Source organism: Altererythrobacter sp. CAU 1778 (genome assembly GCF_054482795.1).
Genome location: NZ_JBTLRP010000002.1, coordinates 186,997 through 206,975, shown reverse-complemented (window position 1 = coordinate 206,975; position 19,979 = coordinate 186,997). Strand labels below are relative to the sequence as shown.

The window sequence follows — 19,979 nt, the reverse complement described above, 5'->3', positions numbered from 1 at the left end:
CCCGAAAGCTGGAGTGAAATTTTTTAGAGACTGATCGGAACCCCCCGGCCGTCTCGTGCATTCGTAGCTATGACCCGAAAATCTTGAGGCGCAACCAACGGCGGCTGGCTTCACGGCCAACCGCCTGCCGAACGCGGTGAGTCGTTGAAATGACGCATTCCAACGTGTCATTGACCTCGATCAAAGGTTAATTTCATTTAAGAAATGGCGGAATTCAGCGGTTTTTTGAATGCCGGACCGAAAGGCGCAGCCTTACCGCAGCCTGTTTATCGGCCCGCTTGCCCCCGCAAACCATCTTACCGCGAACGCGGTCAAGGTTCCGAATCGCCAGATCAGAGCGATTGCGCGTGCTGGAGGACGTCGTGCGCATGGTCCTTTACCCGGACGCGGTTCCAGACCTGTGCGACCTTTCCTTCGGCATCGAGCAGCAACGTGGTGCGGACTATGCCCATGTAGGTGCGGCCGTAATTCGTCTTCTCCGTCCAAATACCGAGCGCATCGGACAAGCCCCCAGTTTCCGCATCCGTGGCGAGCGGCGTCGCCAGATCGTGCTTAGCGATGAAGTTGCGGTGCTTCTGCGGCGAGTCCTTGCTGATGCCGAGCAGCTTGACGCCCGCCTTGTCGAACTCCGGCTTCAACGCGGTGAAATCGAGCGCTTCGGTCGTGCAGCCCGGCGTGTTGTCCTTGGGGTAGAAGAACAGCACGACAGGCGCGCCAGCGAAGTCGGACGGGCGCACGGTGCCGCCATCGGGTGTTTCCATCGCGATATCGGGAATCGTGTCTCCGACCTGCACTTCGCTCATTGCGTCATCTCCAGTTGCTCGCCGAACGTTCCGGTCCAGCACTCGGCCACGGCGTGGCGCGCCTCGTCGAACCGCTTTTGCAGTTTGGAAAAGTCGCCGCAACCGCAGGCGCGCGCCAGCGCGGCCTGCGCGGCTTCGTCCGGCACCTCCCCGCGCGGAGCGAGCAGGCGGGCTGCCACCAGCAAGCGGGTCATCAGCTCATGCGCCGCGAGGACATCTGGCGACACCAGCCCCGCACGCTCGAGCCCCGCCAGGGCAACGTGAAGGTCCGGCGAAAAGGCCGTCCGCTCGCGCAATTGCAGGAAGTGGACGAGGAACTCGCAATCGACCAGCCCGCCACGCGAAAGCTTTGCGTCGAGCGGACCGGAGGCCTTTTTGTGCGCCGCCATTTCAGCCCGCATCTTCAGGACATCGCGCCGCAAGACATCAGGCTCCCGGTCCTGCTGCAGGATTTCGTCGATCAGCTGCTGCAACCGGGCGCGGCCTTCGGGCGAACCATGCAGGGGTCTCGCACGCGTCAGTGCCATATGCTCCCACGTCCATGCATCTTCGCGCTGGTAGCGTGCAAACGCATCGAGACTGCTCGCCAGCGGACCCTGATTGCCCTGCGGCCTCAGGCGCGTGTCGACTTCGTAGAGCGCACCCTCCGCCGTCGGAACGCTGAGCGCCGCTGTCACGCGCTGCGCCAGCCTGTTGTAATAGCGCGTGGCGCCCATTTCTCGCTCGCCGGTCGATTCGGCGCCCGGCGGAGCATCGAACAGGTAGATCAGGTCAAGATCGCTCGCATGGGTCAGCACCCCGCCGCCGAGCCGCCCCAGCCCCAGCACCAGCAGTTCGCCGTCAGCGATGATGCCATGCGCTTCAGCGAACTCCCGCTCCGCCGCCTCTGCCGCCACGACAATGGCAGCTTCCGCGATGCGCGAGAGACCGCGCGCGATGTCGAGAGGGTCCTGCGCGCCTTCGATCAGCTGCACCCCGGCAAGGAACCGCAGCTCACCGACGATGCGGCGGATGGCATCGAGTTGCGGTTCGTATTCCATCGTCCCGCCGCCAGCCAGCCGCTTCGCGATTGCCTCCACCGGACCGGGCAGGTCGAAGGCGCTGCGATCGATCAGCGGGTCGAGCAGAGCGGGCCGACGGGCCAGCTCCTCGGCAAGCGGCGGAGCCAGGACCAGCACCTGGACCAGTTGATCGAGCAGCGCGGGTCGGGCTTCGAGCAAGCGGAACAGGTTGACCGCGCTCGGCAGCGCGGAAAGCAGGCTCTCGAACCGCGTAAAGGCTTGCGCGGCGTCGCTCGACCGGCCGAGGGCTGCGAACAGGTCCGGTGCAACCGCATCGAAAGCGGCACGCGATGTGTCCGACCTCAGCGCACGGATCCGACCGTCGAACCACCCGTCGACGCGTTTCGCGGTTGCGGCACCATCGTCGAAGCCGGCGCAGCCGAGCCGATCCTGCCAGTCGCCGCCGCCAGACTGCGAAGGGCTGTCGTCCGCGATCAGAGCATCGAACTCGCGGCCCACACCCTCGCAGATGCAGCGGACTTCTTCGACCAGTGCCGCGCCATCCGGCCAGCCACCAAGCGCGGCCACGTTTTCAAGCGCGGCGGCATCGCGCGGCAGGCTGTGGGTCTGCTGGTCGCTGACCATCTGCAAACGGTGCTCGATCGCGCGCAGCCGGTCGTAGCTGTCGCCGAGCATGGTCGCAGTATCCGCCGGGACGATCCTGGCGTCCGCCAGCGCATCCAGTGCCGCGCGCGTCCCACGCACCCGCAGCGCCGGATTGCGCCCGCCGTGAATCAGCTGGTGGGTCTGGGCAAAGAATTCGACCTCGCGGATTCCGCCGCGGCCCTTCTTCACGTCGAAGCCCGGCCCCGGATCTCGCGGGCCGGCATAGGCGGAGCGGATGCGCGCGGTAAGCCGCCGGATGTCGTCGAGCGCGTTGAAATCCAGGCTGCGCCGCCAGACGAACGGCGTGATCGACGCGAGAAAGTCCTCCCCCGCGCCGATATCTCCGGCACAGGCGCGCGCGCGAATGAATGCAGCCCGTTCCCACGCCAGCGCGCTGCTTTCGTAGTGGCTGAGCGCCGCGTCGAAGCTGATTGCCAGCGGCGTGACCTCGCTTGCCGGGCGCAGTCGCAGGTCGACCCGGAAGACATAGCCGTCCTCCGTCACCTGGCCCAGAGTTTCGACCACGCGGCGGGCCACGCGCTGCGCCGCTTCGCCCGGCTCGTCACGCTCGCGCCGGGGCAGACGTTGCGGGTCGTAGAGAAGGATCGGATCGATGTCCGACGAGTAATTGAGTTCGCCCGCACCGTGCTTCCCCAGCGCAAGACCTGTGAAGCCGGTCGGTTCGCTGTCCGGCGCGCGGTTCAGGATAGCCTCCGCAATCGCCGCATCCAGCGCCTCGTCCGCGAAGCGAGACAGCGTGCCGATCACCATTGCGAGGTCGAACGCCCCGCCCAGATCGCCCACGCCGAGCGCCGTAGCCAGCGCCAACCGCCGACGTCGCAGCGCGACGCGCACCGACATGCCATCGCCCGCCTTTTCCGCCCAGGCCAGCGCGCCCGCGCCGTCCCCCGCCGCCAGCAATTGCGCGAGGTCCGGCTGACGCTCCAGCGCGCGCGAGAGAAAAGGCGAATGCGCGTCAGCGCGGCGCAGGGCATCGGTCCAGTCGGCCATCGCCCAACCTCCTGCCCGCACCGCCCCTGCCACGCAAGCATGGGCCTTGCGCCTGCGCGTTCTGCCTGCGACACACGCGCCCATCGAAAACCCTGAACGGGACGAGGACTTCATGAAAAAACTCATTCTGGCCGCCTGCGCGACACTGACGCTCGCCGCCTGCGACGCGGCGGGCATCTCCGCCTCAGACACCAGCGCCGACAGCGCGCTCGACATTCCCGAAGTCGCTAACGGCGTGCTCGACGAAGAGACGATGAAGCGCGTGACCGAACGGCTTTCCTCCGACGAGTTCGAAGGCCGCGCGCCGGGCACCGCGGGCGAAGAAAAGACCGTCGCCTATCTCATCGAACAGTTCGAGCAGGCGGGCCTTCAGCCCGGCAATAACGGCAGCTGGGTGCAGGACGTGCCGCTGGTGGAAATCACCGGCAAGGATTACGCCCCGCTGACGATCGCGGGCAAGAACGTCGCGCCGATGGAATTTGCCTTCGCCAAGGATTGGGTTGGCGTCAGCTATCGCGAAGAAGCCGCGACCAGCCTAGAGAACAGCGAACTGGTCTTCGTCGGCTACGGCATCAACGCGCCGGAGAAGGGCTGGAACGACTACGAAGGCCTGGACATGGCCGGGAAGACGGCGGTCATCCTCATCAACGATCCGGACTTCGGGGCGGAAACGCTCGAAGGCGACTTCGGCGGCAAGGCGATGACCTATTACGGCCGCTGGACCTACAAATACGAAGAAGCCGGGCGTCAGGGCGCGGCGGGCGCGATCATTATCCACGACACCGCCCCTGCCGCTTACGGCTGGAACGTGGTCGAAAGCAGCTGGTCCGGCCCGCAAGCCTATGCCGAGCGCGGCGCGAATGCTCCGCAGATGACGCAGATGAACGGCTGGGTTCAGAAAACGGCAGCCGAGCGGATCATGCAGGCCGCGGGCAAGGACCTTGCCACTCTCTCTGCCGATGCGAAGAAGAAGGGGTTCAAGGCGGTTCCGCTGGGGCTGACCGCCAGCACCAACTTTGCCAACGACATCCGCAAGTTCGCATCCAAGAACGTCATCGGCATGCTTCCTGGAACGGAGCGCAAGGACGAATACGTCATGCACACCGCACACTGGGACCATCTTGGTCGCTGCACCCCGGCGGCCGATGGCGATGACATCTGCAACGGTGCCGTCGACAATGCTACGGGCACGGCGGCGCTGGTCGCGCTGGCACAAGCCCATGCCAAGGCGGGAGCTGCCAAGCGCAGCCTCGTTTTCCTTGCTGTAACCGCGGAAGAATCGGGTCTGCTGGGCGCCGATTACTACGCCGCGAACCCCGTCTTCCCGCTCAACAAGACCGTCGGCGGGATCAATATGGACGCCTTCCAGGTTGCCGGTCCGGCCAAGGACGTGACCGTGGTCGGTCCGGGCAAGTCGCAGCTCGACAAATTCCTCGACGCGGCGCTGACCTCGGAAGACCGCGTGGCGACCGCCAACCCCTCGCCTGAGGCAGGCTACTACTACCGTTCCGACCACTTCGCCTTCGCGAAGCGTGGCGTGCCGATGCTGTATATCGATGGGGGCGAAGACCTGATCGAAGGCGGCACCGAAGCCGGTGCGGCCGTCGCGGCAGACTATACCGAAAACCGCTATCACGGGCCGAAGGACGAATATAATCCGGACTGGGACTGGTCCGGCGTGATGAGCGACCTGGCGCTGTTCTACCGCATCGGCCGGATGTTGGGCGACAGCACGAGCTGGCCAAACTGGAACGAAGGCGACGAGTTCAAGGCGACCCGCGACGAAGATTGCGCGGGCGAAGGCGCTGGCTGCGCCGTCTGACCGCACCTTGCCCGGTAACGAAGAAGACGAGAGCCGACCCATGCCCTTACTGATGCCCCCGGAATGGGCGCCGCAGGACTGGCTGTGGGTCGGCTTTCCGCATGACGAGCGCGAATGGCCTGGGTTCCTTGGCCTCGCGCAGGAACAGATCGCAGCCTTCGCCAATGCAGTGGCGGGGAGCGGACAGGAGGTTCGCCTGCTGGTCCGTGACGACGCCAGCGAAGCGCGGGCGCGCGAGCTGATCTCTGATGCCGTGACGTTGGAGCGGCGCGTCTATGGCGACATCTGGCTGCGCGACACCGGCCCGCTGGTCGTCGCGGACACGAAGGGCAACCGCGCCGCGCGTCGCTTCGGCTTCAACGGCTGGGGCGGCAAATTCCTGATGGAAGGCGACCAGACCGTCGGGGCGCAGCTCGCCCGCGATGCCGGCCTTACGCTGGAAACGTCGGACTGGATTCTTGAAGGCGGCGCCATCGACGGGGACGGCACCGGGCTGGTCGTGACGACCGAGCAGTGCCTGCTCAACCCCAACCGCAATCCGCAAATGAGCCGCGACGAAATCGAAGCGGGCCTGCACGACGCGCTCGGCTTCAAGAAGGTGCTGTGGCTGGGCGACGGGCTTCGCAACGACCATACCGACGGCCATGTCGACAACCTCGCGCGCTTTGTCGCACCGGGCGAACTGGCGTTGCCCGTGCCCGCCTCAGCCGACGATCCAAACGCCGCAATCTACGCTGATGCCAGGACGCGGGCGCAGCACTTCGGCCTTGTCATTCGCGACGTGCCCTCGCCCGGTCTCGTCCAGCGCGATGCGGATGCAGAACCAGCGAGCTACATGAATTTCGCCATCACCAGCCGCCTCGTCGTGGTGCCGACATACGGCACGGTCAACGACGCGGACGGGGTCGCGGCTATTGCGGATTGCTTTCCCGACCGGGACACCGTGGGCCTGCCGGCCGATGCCGTGCTCGCAGGCGGCGGCAGTTTCCACTGCGCCAGCCAGCAGATGCCTTCAGCGGCGGCGGTGCGGGTCTAGGGCGGAGGGAGCGCGCGACAGGTCGGCGCGGGGCGCATCGATCTGCTCGGTGTCCGCCATGGCCGAGAGCGCGGCAATCCGCTTTTCCGTGGCCGGGTGGGTGGAGAACAGGTCCGACATTCCGATGGGCACGATGTAAAGCTGCGCCGCTGCCGGATTGCGCTGCGCGGCAGGGTTGGGAATGCGCTGCGCCGCGCCGCTGATCTTGTGCAGAGCCGAAGCCAGCGCCGCGGGATTGCCGGAAATCTCCGCCCCCGCCCGGTCCGCGCCGTATTCCCGCGTGCGGCTGATCGCCATCTGCACGATCATCGCGGCAAACGGTGCCAGCAGGACCGCACCGATCATGGCAATCGGGTTGCCGTTCTGCCGGTCCCCGAAGAACAGCCCGAAATTGGCGATCATCGAAATCGCGCCGGCAATCGTTGCGACCATGGTCATGATCAGCGTGTCGCGATTGCGAACGTGGCCAAGTTCATGCGCCATCACGGCAGCGACCTCGTCCTCGTCCAGCATGTGCATCAATCCGGTGGTCGCAGCGACCGCGGCATTTTCCGGGTTGCGACCCGTCGCAAAGGCGTTCGGGTTGGGATTCTCGACGATGTAGACCCGCGGCATGGGCATAGCCGCGTTGCGCGCCAGCCGGGTGACGATGCGGTGCAACGGATGGCCATCGCCCACCTCGGTCGCATTGTGCATCTTCAAGACGATCTTGTCGGCGTTCCAGTAGGTGAAGATGTTCATCCCGAACGCGACGACCAGCGCCAGCATCGCGCCGCCGCGCCCGCCGATCATGAAACCCAGCCCCATGAACAAAGCGGTCATCGCCGCCAGCAGCATGGTGGTCTTGAGGCCGTTCATCGTCGAAATCTCCGTCTGATCTTGTCCCGGTAATATGGGATTTCCCCATTCTGGCTGCAAGCACCCGACCGCCCGCTGAACGAGGTCGGGCGATGTTTACGATTTGTTAAATCTCTGGGAGGAAAACGGCTGTCATGGCTCAGGCTCTCACTCTCCGCGCGAACCGCTTCGTCACTCCCGACCCGGCGGAATTTCTGCGCACGGTTATGGTCTATGCCAGCGGACTGGCGCTGATCCTCGCCGGCCCCGCGCTGGTTCTCTAGCGCTTTCGGCTAAGCGCCAGCCACGGGATCTAATCCGCACGGATCAGATCAGCCGCACCAGCGCCGCGATCGCTGCGCCTCCCAGCACCAGACCCACGATGCTGCGCCACGTCGGATCGGCCACCCGCCCCGACGCGCGATTGCCAAGGGCATTGCCGATCAGCACCGCAGGGAACAGGCAGGCCGCCAGCAGCGCAACCGACAGGTCGAGCACGCCGGTTACGGCTCCGCTCGCCAAGGGAGCGAGCGGCGCGATGGTGAAGATCAGCATCATGCTGGCCTTGGCGGTTTCGCGCGGGATGTCCCGACCGACATAGTACGGCACCACCGGTGGTCCCGGCATTCCGGCGTATCCCGTCATCAGCCCGCTCACCACGCCGACGCCACCCGTCGTGATTGCACCGGGGGTGGTTGCCGGTCGACGGGGAAGCATGACGGCCAGGAACGCGGAAAAGGCGATCAGCGCGATAACAAGCCGCGCGACCGCGGGCGATGTCTGTGCAAGCGCAAGGAACCCCAGCGGCGCGGTTGCCAGCACTACGGCGGAGATTATCCACGCCGAACGCTCCGCCCCGCGCACCAGCCTGCGGATTTCCGACAGGCCGATGAACACGGACAGGAAATTCGCCAGCAGCACGGCCTGCAAGGGCGTCAGCGCAAGGGCCAGGATCGGCACGAGCAGGATTGCCATGCCAAACCCGGTCAGTCCGCGGATGAAGGCGGAAAACAGGGCCGCCAGAAGCGCCGCTAGGATTTGCCAGGGCGCGAAGCCCGCCAGCAGGTCCAAGGCGCTTTAGCCGCGAAGGTCCGGCGGCGTGCCTTCGCGCGTCAGCATGGCGATGGCATCGTCAAGGCTCATCACCTCCTGCTGCTGTTCGCCCAGCGTACGGACGGCGACCGTACCCTCTTCGGCTTCGCGCTTGCCGACCACCAGCAGGTGCGGAACCTTGGCGAGGCTGTGCTCGCGCACCTTGTAGTTGATCTTCTCGTTCCGGAGGTCGCTTTCGACGCGGATGCCCGCAGCTTCCAGCCGGGCGACGGCTTCCTTCGCATAGTCGTCCGCATCGGAGACAATCGTCGCCACCACAGCCTGCACCGGTGCAAGCCACACCGGCAGGCGACCGGCGAAGTGTTCGATAAGGATACCGATGAAGCGTTCGTAAGAGCCGAAGATCGCGCGGTGGAGCATCACCGGGCGATGCTTCTCGCCGTCCTCGCCAACGTAGCTGGCATCCAGACGCTCCGGCAACACGCGATCGCCCTGGATCGTGCCCACCTGCCAGGTACGTCCGATCGCATCGGTCAGATGCCATTCCAGCTTGGGGGCGTAGAAAGCGCCTTCGCCTTCCAGCTCTTCCCAGCCGAACTCCTCGTTCATCATGCCCGCTTCTTTGACAGCGTCGCGCAATTCCTGCTCGGCCTTGTCCCAGTCCGCATCGGAGCCGAGGCGCTTTTCCGGGCGCAGAGCCAGCTTGATCGCGAAGCTGAAGCCGAAATCCTTGTAGACTTCCGCTGCGAGGCGACAGAAGGCCCGGACTTCCTCGACCACCTGCGCTTCCGTGCAGAAGATATGCGCATCGTCCTGCGTGAACTGGCGCACGCGCATGAGTCCGTGCAGCGCGCCATGCGGTTCATTGCGGTGGCAGCAGCCCATTTCGCCCAGCCGGATCGGCAGGTCGCGGTAGCTGGTGATGCCCTGCTTGAAGACCAGAACGTGCGCCGGGCAGTTCATCGGCTTGATCGCCATCCACTCGGCATCCCTGGCGACGCTGGGGTGCGACCCGGCACCGCTGTCGTCGACATCGGGCACCATGTCGGGGACGGCAAACATGTTTTCGGCATATTTGCCCCAGTGGCCGGACTGCTCCCACTGGCGCACGTCCATCAGCTGCGGCGTCTTGATTTCGCGATAGCCGCTACCGTCCATCTTGCGGCGCATATAGGCCTCCAGCTCGCGCCAGATGCGGTAGCCCTTGGGATGCCAGAAGACGCTGCCGTGCGCTTCTTCCTGGAGGTGGAACAGGTCCATCTCGCGGCCCAGCTTGCGGTGGTCGCGCTTGGCGGCTTCCTCAAGCCGGTGGAGGTGGGCGTTCAATTGCTTCTTGTTGAGCCAACCGGTGCCGTAGATACGCGTCAGCTGTGCATTGCGCTGGTCCCCGCGCCAGTAGGCACCCGCGACGCGCATCAGCTTGAAGGCATCAGGGTCGAGCTTGCCGGTGCTGGCGAGGTGCGGGCCGCGGCACATGTCGAGCCAGTCTTCGCCCGACCAGTAAACCGTCAGTTCCTCGCCTTCGGGCAGTTCCTGCGCCCATTCGGCCTTGAAGGTCTCGCCTTCGGCCGTCCACTTGTCGATCAGCTGCTGGCGGGTCCACACCTCGCGCCGCAGCGGCTTGTCGGCGCGGATGATCTCGCGCATCTTTTCCTCGATCGCGGGCAGATCGTCCATGCCGAATGGCTCGCGGCTGGCGGGCGCCATCACGTCGTAATAGAAGCCGTCGTCGGTCGAGGGGCCGAACGTGATCTGCGTGCCGGGCCACAAGGCCTGCACCGCTTCGGCCAGGATGTGCGCGTAATCGTGCCGCGCGAGTTCGAGCGCGTCTTCCTCGTCCCGGCTGGTTACGAGAGCGAGCTGGGCGTCCGTTTCGAACGGGCGATTGATGTCGCGCAGTTCGCCATCCACCCGCGCGGCGATGGCTGCCTTGGCAAGGCCCGGTCCGATCGCCGCGGCGACATCGGCAGGGGTGCTCCCCCGCTCCATCTCGCGCACCGATCCGTCGGGCAGGCTGATCTTGAGCAGTTCCGTCATCGTCATTCCCATTCGCGTCTGGCGCGCGCCTTAGGACATGGCATGGCGCACCGGAAGAGCGGTGTGGTGATTATTGCCGATTTCGGGAGGAACACCGCGCCGCCCGAAACCGGGTGGCGGTGGCTGCGACTAACGCGCGAACGACCGCCCCCGGATATCCGAGGTGGTAGTGATCGCCGTGGTGGTCACGAGCTTTTCCATGCGGGCATCATAGCCTTGCGGGATTGCGAAGTCACTAACGGACCAGACGGAAAGGTTACCAGACTTTGTGTAAGGCTTGGTTGACAAAAGAGCGAATCGGTGACAAGTAGTCTTTACATTATAGCAAGGGAGCTTTTCCAATGACTCGTATCCAGCAATCTCTCCTCTGGGCTGTCGCCATTCTTGTCGTCGCGCTCGTTTCCAAACTGAACGATCTGAACGGATCGGTCAGCTTCGCACTCGTGATGGGCCTGACGGCGGCGGCATGGGCGTCGATCAACCGTGGCGGTTCGGCTTGCGGAAAGCGCGTTTCGTGACCGAAGCGTCCCTCGACCGCCCCGGCCTGTTCGGCAGGCCCGCGACCTGGGGCATCTCGCTGTTCCTCAGCTTCGGCCTGATCGCCTTGCTGCGGATCTCGGGGGCAATCGAGCCGCCAGTCGGTTTTATCCTGATGGCAGTCGCCATGATGCAGATGATCCCGCTGGTGCGCACGACCATGGCGCGGCAGCGCGCCACGGGATACGCCAGCCCCGCAATCGTGCGCTACAATCGCCGCTTCCTGTTCGCGAGCTTCGGCTACATGATCGGGCTCGGCCTTGCCGTGACGATCAACGATCGCGTCGAGCTGGGCCAGGGCGAGACAATCCTGATCGCGCTCCTGCCTATTGTGCCAATCTTCGGCATGATCTGGACCATGGCGCGCTACATCATGGAAGAGCAGGACGAATACCTGCGCCACCGCGCGGTCATGGCCAGCCTGTTCGGCCTGGGCGTGGTGCTGACGTTCGGCACGTTCTGGGGCTTCCTCGAGACCTTCGGCGTGGTGCCGCATATCTGGGCCTGGTGGACCTTCCCCGCTTGGGCCATGGGCATGGGGCTGGCGCAGTGCGGAATGTCGATCCGCAACCGGCTGGGGTCGGACACATGAAGAACCGACTGAAAGTCCTGCGCGCGGAGCGGGACTGGAGCCAGCAGGATCTCGCCCAGCGGCTGGAGGTCAGCCGCCAGAGCGTGAATGCGATAGAGACTGGGAAATACGATCCATCGCTTCCCCTCGCCTTTCGCATCGCAACCCTGTTCGACGCCCGGATAGAGGAGATTTTCTCCCCCGAATGATGACGCCCTCAGGCGGGCAGCAGGCTGCGCTGCCCGACCGGGGCGCTGATGCGGTGCGTACCGGCCAGCCGCGTGCTGCGCTGGCGCACCGTATTCAGGAAGCGAAACTCGCTCACTGCCACATCCGGCGTCAGCGTCACCGCCATGTAGCCGCGGCGCGAGGTGTCGGCCCACATCAGTTGCCGGTTGCGTTCCACCGCCTTGCGTTCGAAATCGGCAGGCGCGATCCACGGCAGCGAGTTCTCGACGCCCGGCGACGTGACTGAATGCCCGGCGAATTCCACCGCCGCCAATTCACCTTCGATATCGAGCGAGCCGGCCCAGGCATTGTGGCTGTCACCTGCCAAGCTGATCATGTTCGCATCGGCATTCAAAGCGGCCCGCAGAAGGCGGTCGCGCGCGGCGGGATAGCCATCCCAGGCATCCATGTTGAAAGGCAGCCCAACCCCGCTTGCCGCAGCGGCCGCGCGAATGCGCTGGCGCACGTATTCCGGCTGCGCATCGGTCAGCCCGTCGGCAACGTCTTTCGGCAGGGCCAGCGACATCATGATCGTTTGCTGGGCGAACACCTGCCATGTCGTCCCCGACCCGCGGGAGCGCTTCAGATCGTCGAACAGCCAGCGCTCCTGCGTTTCGCCCATCATCTGCCGGGCCGGATCGCGCCATACGCCGTCCTTGAAAGCGGTGAGCGCCGCCTGGATCTGCGCTGCATCCCCGGCTCGCAGCGCGGCAGCCATATCCGGCTGCTCGTCCCGCCCTGTCAGGCGGGTCTCGACACGGTAGATCGTGGCGAGATCGCCTATTTCGTAGGATGTCCAAGGATCGTCCGACACCGGCATCCATTCGCGATAGGCCTTGCTGGCGGCGGCCTTGCGCACGTCCCAGCTTCCTTCGCTTTCCGGCTGGTGGTTCTGTGCCCCGCCCTTCCAGCTGTCGTTGGTGCTTTCGTGATCGTCCCAGCCGGAGATCATCGGATACATCTGGTGGAGGCGCTGAAGGTCGGGATCGCTGCGATAGGCGGCATAGCGCAGGCGATAATCGGTCAGCGCGACGGTTTCCCTTGCGGGATCGATGAGGCGACCCGCGACGGTCTGGTCGTCCGTGGGGTAATTGCCCGGCTGATATTCGTAGATGTAATCGCCAAGGTGCAGCACGCAGTCGAAAGCGTTGCTCTCAGCCGCGTGGGCGTAGGCATTGAACCAGCCGAACCCGAGGTTGGAGCAGCTGAAGACCGCCATTTTCCATTCCGCCACCGGCCCTTCGGGCAAGGTGCGGGTGCGGCCCACTGGCGACTGGGTGCCGTCGGGCGCGACGAAGCGGAAATAGTACCAGCTGTCCGCCTTCAGATCGGTCACGACCGCCTTGGCACAGCAATCGTTCGCCGGACTTGCGGTCACCGTCTGCCCGCGGGTGTGCGAGAAGAAGTCGAGTGTTTCGCTGACTTCCACTTCCAGCTGCGTGTCCCGATCCGCGAGATACCTCGTCCACAGCAGCACGCTGTTCGCGCGCGGTTCCCCGCTCGCAACGCCATGGGTGAAGCCGCGCTGGCCGACGACCCGCGCCGAAAGCGGTGTCGCCGCGATGGCGGAACCGAGGATCGACGCGCGCAGAAGCGAGCGGCGATCGACCTGCACATGGGAGACGGGATTCGCGGGCGGATCGTTTTTCATGGGCAAGGCCTAGGCCGCATTCGCGTCGCTTTGAAGTCACCGATTGCGCGCGCACCTTGAGACGCCGCGCCGCAATGGCCATGTTGCCCGTGAATGAGCGACACGCGATTCATCGAGTTACCCGGCGGCGCGCGCATCGCGCATCGCTTCGTCGAAGGCAGCGGCCCGGTGTTGGTGTTCCTGCCCGGCTATATGTCGGACATGCAAGGCGGCAAGGCCACCGCAGTGTTCGAGCGTGCGCGGGAGAGCGGCCGCGCCTGCTTGCTGCTCGACTATTCCGGCTGCGGTGCGAGCAGCGGCGACTTCGCCGAGGGCACGCTTTCGCTCTGGCGGGACGAAGTGCTGGCACTGATAAAAGCAACGCTGGGACGTCGCCCGGTGGTGCTGATCGGCTCTTCCATGGGCGGCTGGCTGATGCTGCTGATCGGCCTGGCGCTGGGCAAGCAGGTGGCTGGCTGCGTCGGCATCGCCGCCGCGCCGGACTTTACCGATTGGGGCTATGACGAGGGCCAGAAAACCCGGCTCGAAGCGGGCGAGACGATATTCGAGGATAGCGATTACGGCTACGACCCCATGCCGACCCATGCGAAATTCTGGGCGGACGGGCAGGCCAACCGACTGCTCGATAGCCCGATCCCGCTCACCTGCCCGGTGCGGCTCATCCACGGACAGCGCGACGCCGACGTGCCCTGGGAAACTTCGCTTCGCCTCGCCAACGCGCTCACCAGCGAGGACGTGTGCCTCACGCTGGTGAAGCAGGGCGACCACCGGCTGTCGCGCGATGAGGATATCGCGCTGCTGCTCCAGACCATTCAGGATTTAGGCTGATAAAATGACAGACCTCTCGGTACTCGATCTCGTCCCGGTGCGCGAAGGCGGCAGCGTGGGCGAGGCCATGAACGATGCGACCCAGCTTGCGAAGGCTGCCGAAGCGAACGGTTACAAACGCTTCTGGGTGGCGGAACATCACGCGATGGACGGCATTGCCGGCGGCGCGACCAGCGTCGTTCTGGCGCATATCGGCAACGCCACCAGCAGCATCCGCATCGGGTCGGGCGGCATCATGCTGCCCAACCATTCCCCGTTCCAGATCGCCGAGCAATTCGGCACGCTCGCCGCCCTGTTTCCGGGCCGCATCGACCTGGGGCTGGGCCGTGCGCCGGGGGCCGGGCCGGAACTGCAACGCGCGCTGCGCAAGAACCTGCATCAGGCGGCGGAATATTTCCCGCAGGACGTGGTGGAGCTGCGTGCCTTGCTGACCGGCGACATCGACCTGCAGGTGAAGGCGACGCCGGGCCACGGTTCCGACGTCGAGATGTGGATCCTGGGCTCCAGCCTGTTCGGCGCGCAGCTCGCTGCCAAGCTCGGCCTGCCCTATGCCTTTGCCAGCCACTTCGCGCCCGATCACCTCGACACCGCGCTCGAAATCTACCGCCGCGACTTCCAGCCGAGCGAGGCTCTCGACCGCCCGCACGCGATGGCCGCGATGACGGTGGTCTGCGCCGATACAGACGAGGAGGCGCGTTATCTCGCCTCCTCGCTCGAACAGAGCTTCGTGCGGCTCCGCAGCGGCTCGCCGGGCAAGCTTCCGCCGCCAGTGCGCGATTATCGCGACACCCTGCCCGTTCCGGCGAGGGCGATGCTCGAACACCTCGGTCAGGCCCGCGCCGTCGGCTCTCCAGAGACCGTGCGTTCCGCCATCGCAGCCTTCGCCGCGCGGACGCAGGCGGACGAGATAATCGTCGCCGGGGCCACATACGACCCGGCAGCGCGCGAACGCTCCCTCGCCCTGACGCAAGAGGCTCTCGCCGCGTAAGGCTGCGCTTGAAGCACGCGGCGCAGACCAGTATCGCGTGAAACGAATTGTCGGCCCGGCGCAACAATCAAACACCCCCGTTTGATCCCGCCGGACCCCGGATCGAGAGGATGGCATGGCGATCACGGCCAAGCGCAAGAAGGCTTCACCCAAGACCAAGTCCAACGCCGGCGGGCACAGCTGCGACCCCAAGCTGGTCAAGCCGCTGACCGCGCATCTCGACGATGCGACGCTGCCGGGCGAAGCGGATTTCGACCCCGCCACACGCAGGACGGTGGCGGAATTCATCCTCGGCACGGCGTGCGAACGCAAGGCGGACGAAGCCACGATCGCGATCGAGACATCCAGCGATGGCGACACCCATCGCTTCACCCGCATCGCCATCGTCAATGACGACATGCCCTTTTTGGTCGATTCGGTCGCGGCACTCATTTCGCAGTCGGGCCTCGTCATTGACCGCCTGCTCCACCCGGTCATTCCCGTCGTGCGGGACGAAGCCGGCAAGCTGACCGGTCTGGCCCCGCGCAAGGGCGCGGCGGCAGACACGCCGCGCGAATCGATGATCTATATCGAAACGGCGCGCGTCGATGCGAAGCAGCGGCGTAGCCTCGGCGCAAACCTTCGCAAGGTGCTGGCGGATGTGCGCGCCGCGGTGAAGGATTGGGAAAAGCTGCAGGCCGCCATGCTGGCCGACGCCGGGCGCATCGAAGACAGCGAGGGCGCAGACCTGTTGCGCTGGCTGAACGACGGAATGCTGACCCAGTTGGGCCACATCACGCATTACCGCGATGGCAGCGAATCCGACCGCCTCGGCATTTGCCGCAAGAGCACGCGCGATCCGATGTCGGACCAGTCCTACGACCGCGCGTTCGAGTGGTTCGAGGAGCGGGCCGGAGACGACACCGCGCGGTCGCTGCTAGCGATCAAGGCGAATCATATCTCGAACGTCCACCGCCGCGTTCCGCTCGACCTGTTCATCGTGCCCATCTTCGAAGGCGCAAAGGTTACCGCGCTGTCGATCCATGCAGGCGTCTGGACCAGCGCCGCGCTCAGCGCCCCGTCGGACAAGGTGCCGCGTATGCGTGCGCAGGTCGCGGGCATGATGGAGGAATTCGGCTTCGATCCGAAGGGGCACGCCGGAAAAGGCCTGACCCACGCGCTCACGAACCTGCCGCACGATCTGGTGATCGGCCTTGCCGACCACGACGTGCGCCGGATCGCGACGGCGATGATGGGCCTCGTCGACCGCCCGCGCCCGCGCCTCGCGCTGGTCGAGGCACCGCTATCGCGGCACTTGTTCGCCTTCGTCTGGCTGCCGCGCGACATCATTTCCACCCGCACCCGCCTGCGCGTCATCCAGATGCTGGAAGATGCGATCGGCGCGAAGGTGATGGACTGGAGCCTCCAGGTCGAAGGCGGTTTGCTCGCCACGCTGCGCTTCGTCATGGACATTCGCGACATCGAGACCGTCCCGGATGAACGCGCGTTGGAAGAACAGTTGCAGAAAAGCTTGCGCGGCTGGGGCGAAGCTGTCTCGCACGAGCTTGCCGAACACGAAGACCCGGCCCGCGCCGCGACGCTTGCCGCACGCTATGCCGAGGCATTCCCGCAGTCCTACCGCGACGACTACGGCGCCGCCGAAGCCGCGACCGACATTCGCCGCCTGCGCGCCTTGCCAACGCACGAATCTGGCCGTCCCAGCCGCGACGCGCGTCTCTACCGCCTGCCGAGCGACAATGGCTCGCAATTGCGGCTCAAGATCTACCAGCTGCGCGGATCGCTGCCGCTGTCGGATGCTGTGCCCGCGCTCGAAAACTTCGGCTTCCGCGTCGATGCCGAGATACCGACATTGCTGGAGGACGGCGCGCTTGGCGCGATCCACGACTTCACGCTCGGCCTGTTGCCGGGCGACGATGGCGATGCGATTCTCGAACGGGCCGACGCAATCGAACGTGCGATTGCGGAAGTGCTGAACGGTCAGTCGGAAGACGACGTTTTCAATCGCCTCGTGGTCAGCACCGCGCTCTCGGCGGACGATGCGAACCTGTTGCGCGCCTTCTACCGTTACCTGCGGCAGGCTGGCGTCAGCTTCACCATCTACACCGTCGTCGATGCGTTGCGCGGTGCACCAGCCGTCACCCGTGCGCTGGTCGCGCTGTTCGCGGCGCGCAACGACCCCGCCTTTGTGGGCGACCGCGCGGAACGCGCAGCCGAACTCGACGCCGACATCCGCAGTGGCCTTGCCAAGGTGCAGGCGATCAACGACGACCGACTGTTGCGTATCTACCAGGCGGTGATCAAGGCGGTTCTGCGGACCAATTTCTACTCCCCTGCAGGGGAAGACGCGCTGGCGTTCAAGATCGATTCCGCCCTCGTCCCCGGTCTGCCCCGTCCCGTTCCGTGGCGGGAAATCTTCGTCTATTCGCAGCGGGTCGAAGGCATCCACCTGCGCAGCGGCCCGGTCGCTCGCGGGGGTCTGCGCTGGTCGAGCCGCCGCGACGACTTCCGTACCGAAATTCTCGGCCTGATGAAGGCGCAGCGGGTCAAGAACGCGGTCATCGTGCCCACCGGCGCGAAGGGCGGCTTCTATCCCAAGCAATTGCCCGACCCGGTCACTGACCGCGATGGATGGGCGGCCGAGGGCAAGGAAAGCTACAAGCTGTTCATTCGCACCCTGCTGTCGGTCACCGACAACATCGTGAAGGACAAGGTCGTCCATCCCGACAGCGTTGTCGTGCATGACGGCGAAGATCCGTATTTCGTGGTCGCCGCGGACAAGGGCACGGCCACCTTCTCCGACACGGCCAATGCTATCGCACAGGAACGCGACTTCTGGCTGGACGATGCCTTCGCCAGCGGCGGCTCCAACGGTTACGACCACAAGGCGATGGGCATCACCGCGCGCGGCGCGTGGATATCCGTCCAGCGGCATTTCCGGGAGATGGGTGTCGACGTCCAGAAGGATCCGGTCCGCGTGGTAGGCTGCGGCGATATGTCGGGCGACGTTTTCGGCAACGGCATGTTGCTGTCGAAAGCCATCCAGCTGATCGCCGCCTTTGACCACCGTCACATCTTCATCGATCCCAATCCCGATCCGGCGAAAAGCTGGAAGGAACGCCAGCGGCTGTTCCAGCTCGATCGTTCGAGTTGGGAGGATTACGACAGCAAGCTGATCAGCCGCGGCGGCGGGGTCTTCGCCCGCTCGCTCAAGTCGATCAAGCTGACCGCCGCCATGCGCGAGGCGCTGGGCACCGATGTCGAGGAAACCGATCCCGACACGCTGATCCGGCTGATCCTCGGCGCGCCCATCGAACTGATCTGGTTCGGGGGCATCGGCACCTACATCAAGTCCTCGCGCGAAAGCCACGCAGAGGTCGGCGACCCGACCAATGACGGGCTGCGCATCGATGCGCGCGACCTCAAGGCGAAGGTGATCGGCGAAGGCGCGAACCTCGGCATAACGCAGGCGGGCCGCATCGAGTTCGCGATGGAAGGCGGGCGGATCAACACCGACTTCATCGACAATTCGGCCGGCGTCGATTGCTCGGACAACGAGGTCAACATCAAGATCGCGTTGCAGGCCGCGCGGCAGGCCAGCAAGCTGACCGAACGCGCGCGCAACACGCTGCTCGCCGACATGACCGACGAGGTGGCAGAACTGGTCCTTGACGACAATCGTCACCAGGCGCTCGCCCTTTCGGTTGCCGAAGCGGGCGGCGTGAAGTCAGCCGAGTCGCACTTGCGGCTGATCGAGCTGCTGGAGGATCGCGACGCGCTGGACCGGAAGACCGAAGGTCTGGCCGACGGCGAGACCCTGAGCCGCCGCGTCAACGAGGGTGCCGGCCTGACCCGGCCCGAACTCGCTGTGCTGCTTTCCACCGCTAAGCTGGTCATCCAGGATGCGATCGAAGCGAGCGCCCTGCCCGACGATCCGGCGACCAACGATATGCTGGTGGCGGCTTTCCCGCAGCCGATGCGCGACAAGTTTCGCAAGCAGATCGAAAATCACCGCCTGCGCCGCGAACTGGTCGCGACCAAGCTTTCCAATCGCATCATCAACCGGCTGGGCCTGATTCACCCGTTCGAGCTGGCGGAAGAAGAAGGCGCGAGCCTCGCGCAGATTGCCGCCGCCTTCGTCGCGACGAGCGAACTGCTCGGACTCGACGAGGTGTGGGACGGGCTGGAGCATACCGCCATGCCCGAAGACGCACGAATCATGCTGATCGACCGTGCGGCCGCCGCGACCAGTTCGCACATGGCCGATATGCTGCGGACCTTCGGCGGGACCGACAAGCCTTCCGTCATCGTGCGTCAGTTGCGCCGCGGCGTGACCGAGCTTGCCGGATCGACCGACGAGCTGCTCTCCGCCGAGGCGCGCAAGCAGTCGCAGGCGCTCCATGCGACCTTCACCGACGAAGGTGCCCCTGCCAAGGCCGCTGCCAGCGTCGCGCACCTGTTCGACATGGACGGATCGATCGGGCTGTCGCACCTTGCGCAGGACATCAAGACACCGGGCAAGAAGCTGACCGAGGCGTTCATTGCGCTCGGCACCACCTTGGGCCTCGACTGGGCGCAGCAGACGGCGGAGCGCATGGCGCCTTCCGATCCGTGGGAACGCCTGCTGGTCAACGGCCTGTCGCGCGACTTCCAGCAGATGCGGTTGCAGTTCCTGCGCCGGATCGCTTCGGACAAGAAATCGCGCCAGCCGCTGACCACGCGGGTCGAGGCATGGGCCGACGCGAACGAAGCCGCCGTGCGCCAGTTCCGCAAGCTGGTCGCGCGCGCGCAGGCAAAGCCACCGGTGACGCCCGCGATCATGGCGCAGGTCGCCAGCCAGGCGCGCAATTTGCTGGCACGCTGAGGGGTACGGCGATCTTGACCTGTGCAGCCAAACCACGCCACGGACGGGG

General features: G+C 65.4%; 15 protein-coding genes. 9 read left to right on the top strand and 6 right to left on the bottom strand.

All coding sequences use genetic code 11. The annotated features are described in order from the left end of the window. Positions 1–332 precede the first annotated feature (332 nt). Complete coding sequence (locus ACXYN8_RS09025) at positions 333–803, bottom strand: peroxiredoxin (protein ID WP_458889100.1); 471 nt, start codon at positions 801–803, stop codon at positions 333–335. Then, positions 800–3,481, bottom strand: coding sequence for a bifunctional [glutamine synthetase] adenylyltransferase/[glutamine synthetase]-adenylyl-L-tyrosine phosphorylase (locus ACXYN8_RS09020; RefSeq protein ID WP_458889099.1), 2,682 nt, complete (start codon positions 3,479–3,481; stop codon positions 800–802). Before ACXYN8_RS09020 ends, ACXYN8_RS09025 begins: the two co-directional genes overlap by 4 nt. Positions 3,482–3,593: 112 nt before the next feature. Between ACXYN8_RS09020 and ACXYN8_RS09015 the strand changes: the two genes are divergently transcribed. Together ACXYN8_RS09015 and ACXYN8_RS09010 are read left to right on the top strand one after the other, a co-directional pair. Then, entirely contained in the window at positions 3,594–5,303 is a 1,710-nt protein-coding gene (locus ACXYN8_RS09015) for a M28 family metallopeptidase (RefSeq protein ID WP_458889098.1), read from the top strand. A 40-nt stretch (positions 5,304–5,343) separates the two neighbouring features. After that, positions 5,344–6,339: an agmatine deiminase family protein gene (locus ACXYN8_RS09010; protein WP_458889097.1), complete on the top strand. Its 996-nt coding sequence runs from the start codon at positions 5,344–5,346 to the stop codon at positions 6,337–6,339. Here the strand turns inward: ACXYN8_RS09010 and ACXYN8_RS09005 are convergent. Further along, complete coding sequence (locus ACXYN8_RS09005; RefSeq protein WP_458889096.1) at positions 6,316–7,197, bottom strand: M48 family metalloprotease; 882 nt, start codon at positions 7,195–7,197, stop codon at positions 6,316–6,318. The two genes, ACXYN8_RS09010 and ACXYN8_RS09005, sit on opposite strands and share 24 nt — an antisense overlap. Positions 7,198–7,331: 134 nt before the next feature. Between ACXYN8_RS09005 and ACXYN8_RS09000 the strand changes: the two genes are divergently transcribed. Next, positions 7,332–7,460, top strand: a complete 129-nt coding sequence (locus ACXYN8_RS09000; protein WP_458889095.1) for a hypothetical protein — start codon at positions 7,332–7,334, stop codon at positions 7,458–7,460. 43 nt (positions 7,461–7,503) lie between these two features. Here the strand turns inward: ACXYN8_RS09000 and ACXYN8_RS08995 are convergent, their stop codons facing one another. Then, positions 7,504–8,247 (bottom strand): TSUP family transporter, encoded by a 744-nt coding sequence (locus ACXYN8_RS08995; protein WP_458889094.1) that lies wholly within the window; start codon positions 8,245–8,247, stop codon positions 7,504–7,506. A 6-nt stretch (positions 8,248–8,253) separates the two neighbouring features. Next, on the bottom strand, positions 8,254–10,266 hold the full coding sequence (gene thrS, locus ACXYN8_RS08990; RefSeq protein ID WP_458889093.1) for a threonine--tRNA ligase: 2,013 nt from the start codon (positions 10,264–10,266) through the stop codon (positions 8,254–8,256). A gap of 341 nt (positions 10,267–10,607) precedes the next feature. Here thrS and ACXYN8_RS08985 point away from each other — a divergent pair, with 341 nt between their 5' ends. The 3 genes from ACXYN8_RS08985 to ACXYN8_RS08975 are packed head-to-tail and all read left to right on the top strand — an operon-like array spanning position 10,608 to position 11,583. After that, positions 10,608–10,784, top strand: coding sequence for a hypothetical protein (locus tag ACXYN8_RS08985; RefSeq protein WP_458889092.1), 177 nt, complete (start codon positions 10,608–10,610; stop codon positions 10,782–10,784). After that, positions 10,781–11,395 carry a hypothetical protein gene (locus ACXYN8_RS08980; RefSeq protein ID WP_458889091.1) on the top strand — a complete coding sequence of 205 codons (615 nt, stop codon included), beginning with the start codon at positions 10,781–10,783 and terminating at the stop codon, positions 11,393–11,395. Before ACXYN8_RS08985 ends, ACXYN8_RS08980 begins: the two co-directional genes overlap by 4 nt. Beyond that, complete coding sequence (locus tag ACXYN8_RS08975; protein WP_458889090.1) at positions 11,392–11,583, top strand: helix-turn-helix transcriptional regulator; 192 nt, start codon at positions 11,392–11,394, stop codon at positions 11,581–11,583. Before ACXYN8_RS08980 ends, ACXYN8_RS08975 begins: the two co-directional genes overlap by 4 nt. Before the next feature lie 8 nt (positions 11,584–11,591). Here the strand turns inward: ACXYN8_RS08975 and ACXYN8_RS08970 are convergent, their stop codons facing one another. Next, positions 11,592–13,253: an alkaline phosphatase D family protein gene (locus ACXYN8_RS08970; protein WP_458889089.1), complete on the bottom strand. Its 1,662-nt coding sequence runs from the start codon at positions 13,251–13,253 to the stop codon at positions 11,592–11,594. Between the two features lie 93 nt (positions 13,254–13,346). Here ACXYN8_RS08970 and ACXYN8_RS08965 point away from each other — a divergent pair, with 93 nt between their 5' ends. The 3 genes from ACXYN8_RS08965 to ACXYN8_RS08955 all read left to right on the top strand — a co-directional run bounded on the left by ACXYN8_RS08965 (position 13,347) and on the right by ACXYN8_RS08955 (position 19,930). Continuing rightward, positions 13,347–14,081 carry an alpha/beta hydrolase gene (locus tag ACXYN8_RS08965; protein WP_458889088.1) on the top strand — a complete coding sequence of 245 codons (735 nt, stop codon included), beginning with the start codon at positions 13,347–13,349 and terminating at the stop codon, positions 14,079–14,081. A gap of 4 nt (positions 14,082–14,085) precedes the next feature. Further along, a complete protein-coding gene (locus ACXYN8_RS08960; protein ID WP_458889087.1) occupies positions 14,086–15,069 on the top strand; it encodes an LLM class flavin-dependent oxidoreductase in 984 nt (327 codons plus the stop codon). A gap of 115 nt (positions 15,070–15,184) precedes the next feature. Further along, entirely contained in the window at positions 15,185–19,930 is a 4,746-nt protein-coding gene (locus ACXYN8_RS08955) for an NAD-glutamate dehydrogenase (protein ID WP_458889086.1), read from the top strand. Positions 19,931–19,979: the final 49 nt, after the last annotated feature.

Bases quoted from the DNA above. Each gene is read 5' to 3' on its own strand.
- ACXYN8_RS08965 (WP_458889088.1), top strand. From the start codon at position 13,347: ATGAGCGACACGCGATTCATCGAGTTACCCGGCGGCGCGCGCATCGCG.
- ACXYN8_RS09005 (WP_458889096.1), bottom strand. From the start codon at position 7,197: ATGAACGGCCTCAAGACCACCATGCTGCTGGCGGCGATGACCGCTTTG.
- ACXYN8_RS08985 (WP_458889092.1), top strand. From the start codon at position 10,608: ATGACTCGTATCCAGCAATCTCTCCTCTGGGCTGTCGCCATTCTTGTC.
- ACXYN8_RS09015 (WP_458889098.1), top strand. From the start codon at position 3,594: ATGAAAAAACTCATTCTGGCCGCCTGCGCGACACTGACGCTCGCCGCC.
- ACXYN8_RS09010 (WP_458889097.1), top strand. From the start codon at position 5,344: ATGCCCTTACTGATGCCCCCGGAATGGGCGCCGCAGGACTGGCTGTGG.
- ACXYN8_RS08955 (WP_458889086.1), top strand. From the start codon at position 15,185: ATGGCGATCACGGCCAAGCGCAAGAAGGCTTCACCCAAGACCAAGTCC.
- ACXYN8_RS08960 (WP_458889087.1), top strand. From the start codon at position 14,086: ATGACAGACCTCTCGGTACTCGATCTCGTCCCGGTGCGCGAAGGCGGC.
- ACXYN8_RS09000 (WP_458889095.1), top strand. From the start codon at position 7,332: ATGGCTCAGGCTCTCACTCTCCGCGCGAACCGCTTCGTCACTCCCGAC.
- thrS (WP_458889093.1), bottom strand. From the start codon at position 10,266: ATGACGGAACTGCTCAAGATCAGCCTGCCCGACGGATCGGTGCGCGAG.
- ACXYN8_RS08970 (WP_458889089.1), bottom strand. From the start codon at position 13,253: ATGAAAAACGATCCGCCCGCGAATCCCGTCTCCCATGTGCAGGTCGAT.
- ACXYN8_RS09025 (WP_458889100.1), bottom strand. From the start codon at position 803: ATGAGCGAAGTGCAGGTCGGAGACACGATTCCCGATATCGCGATGGAA.
- ACXYN8_RS08975 (WP_458889090.1), top strand. From the start codon at position 11,392: ATGAAGAACCGACTGAAAGTCCTGCGCGCGGAGCGGGACTGGAGCCAG.
- ACXYN8_RS09020 (WP_458889099.1), bottom strand. From the start codon at position 3,481: ATGGCCGACTGGACCGATGCCCTGCGCCGCGCTGACGCGCATTCGCCT.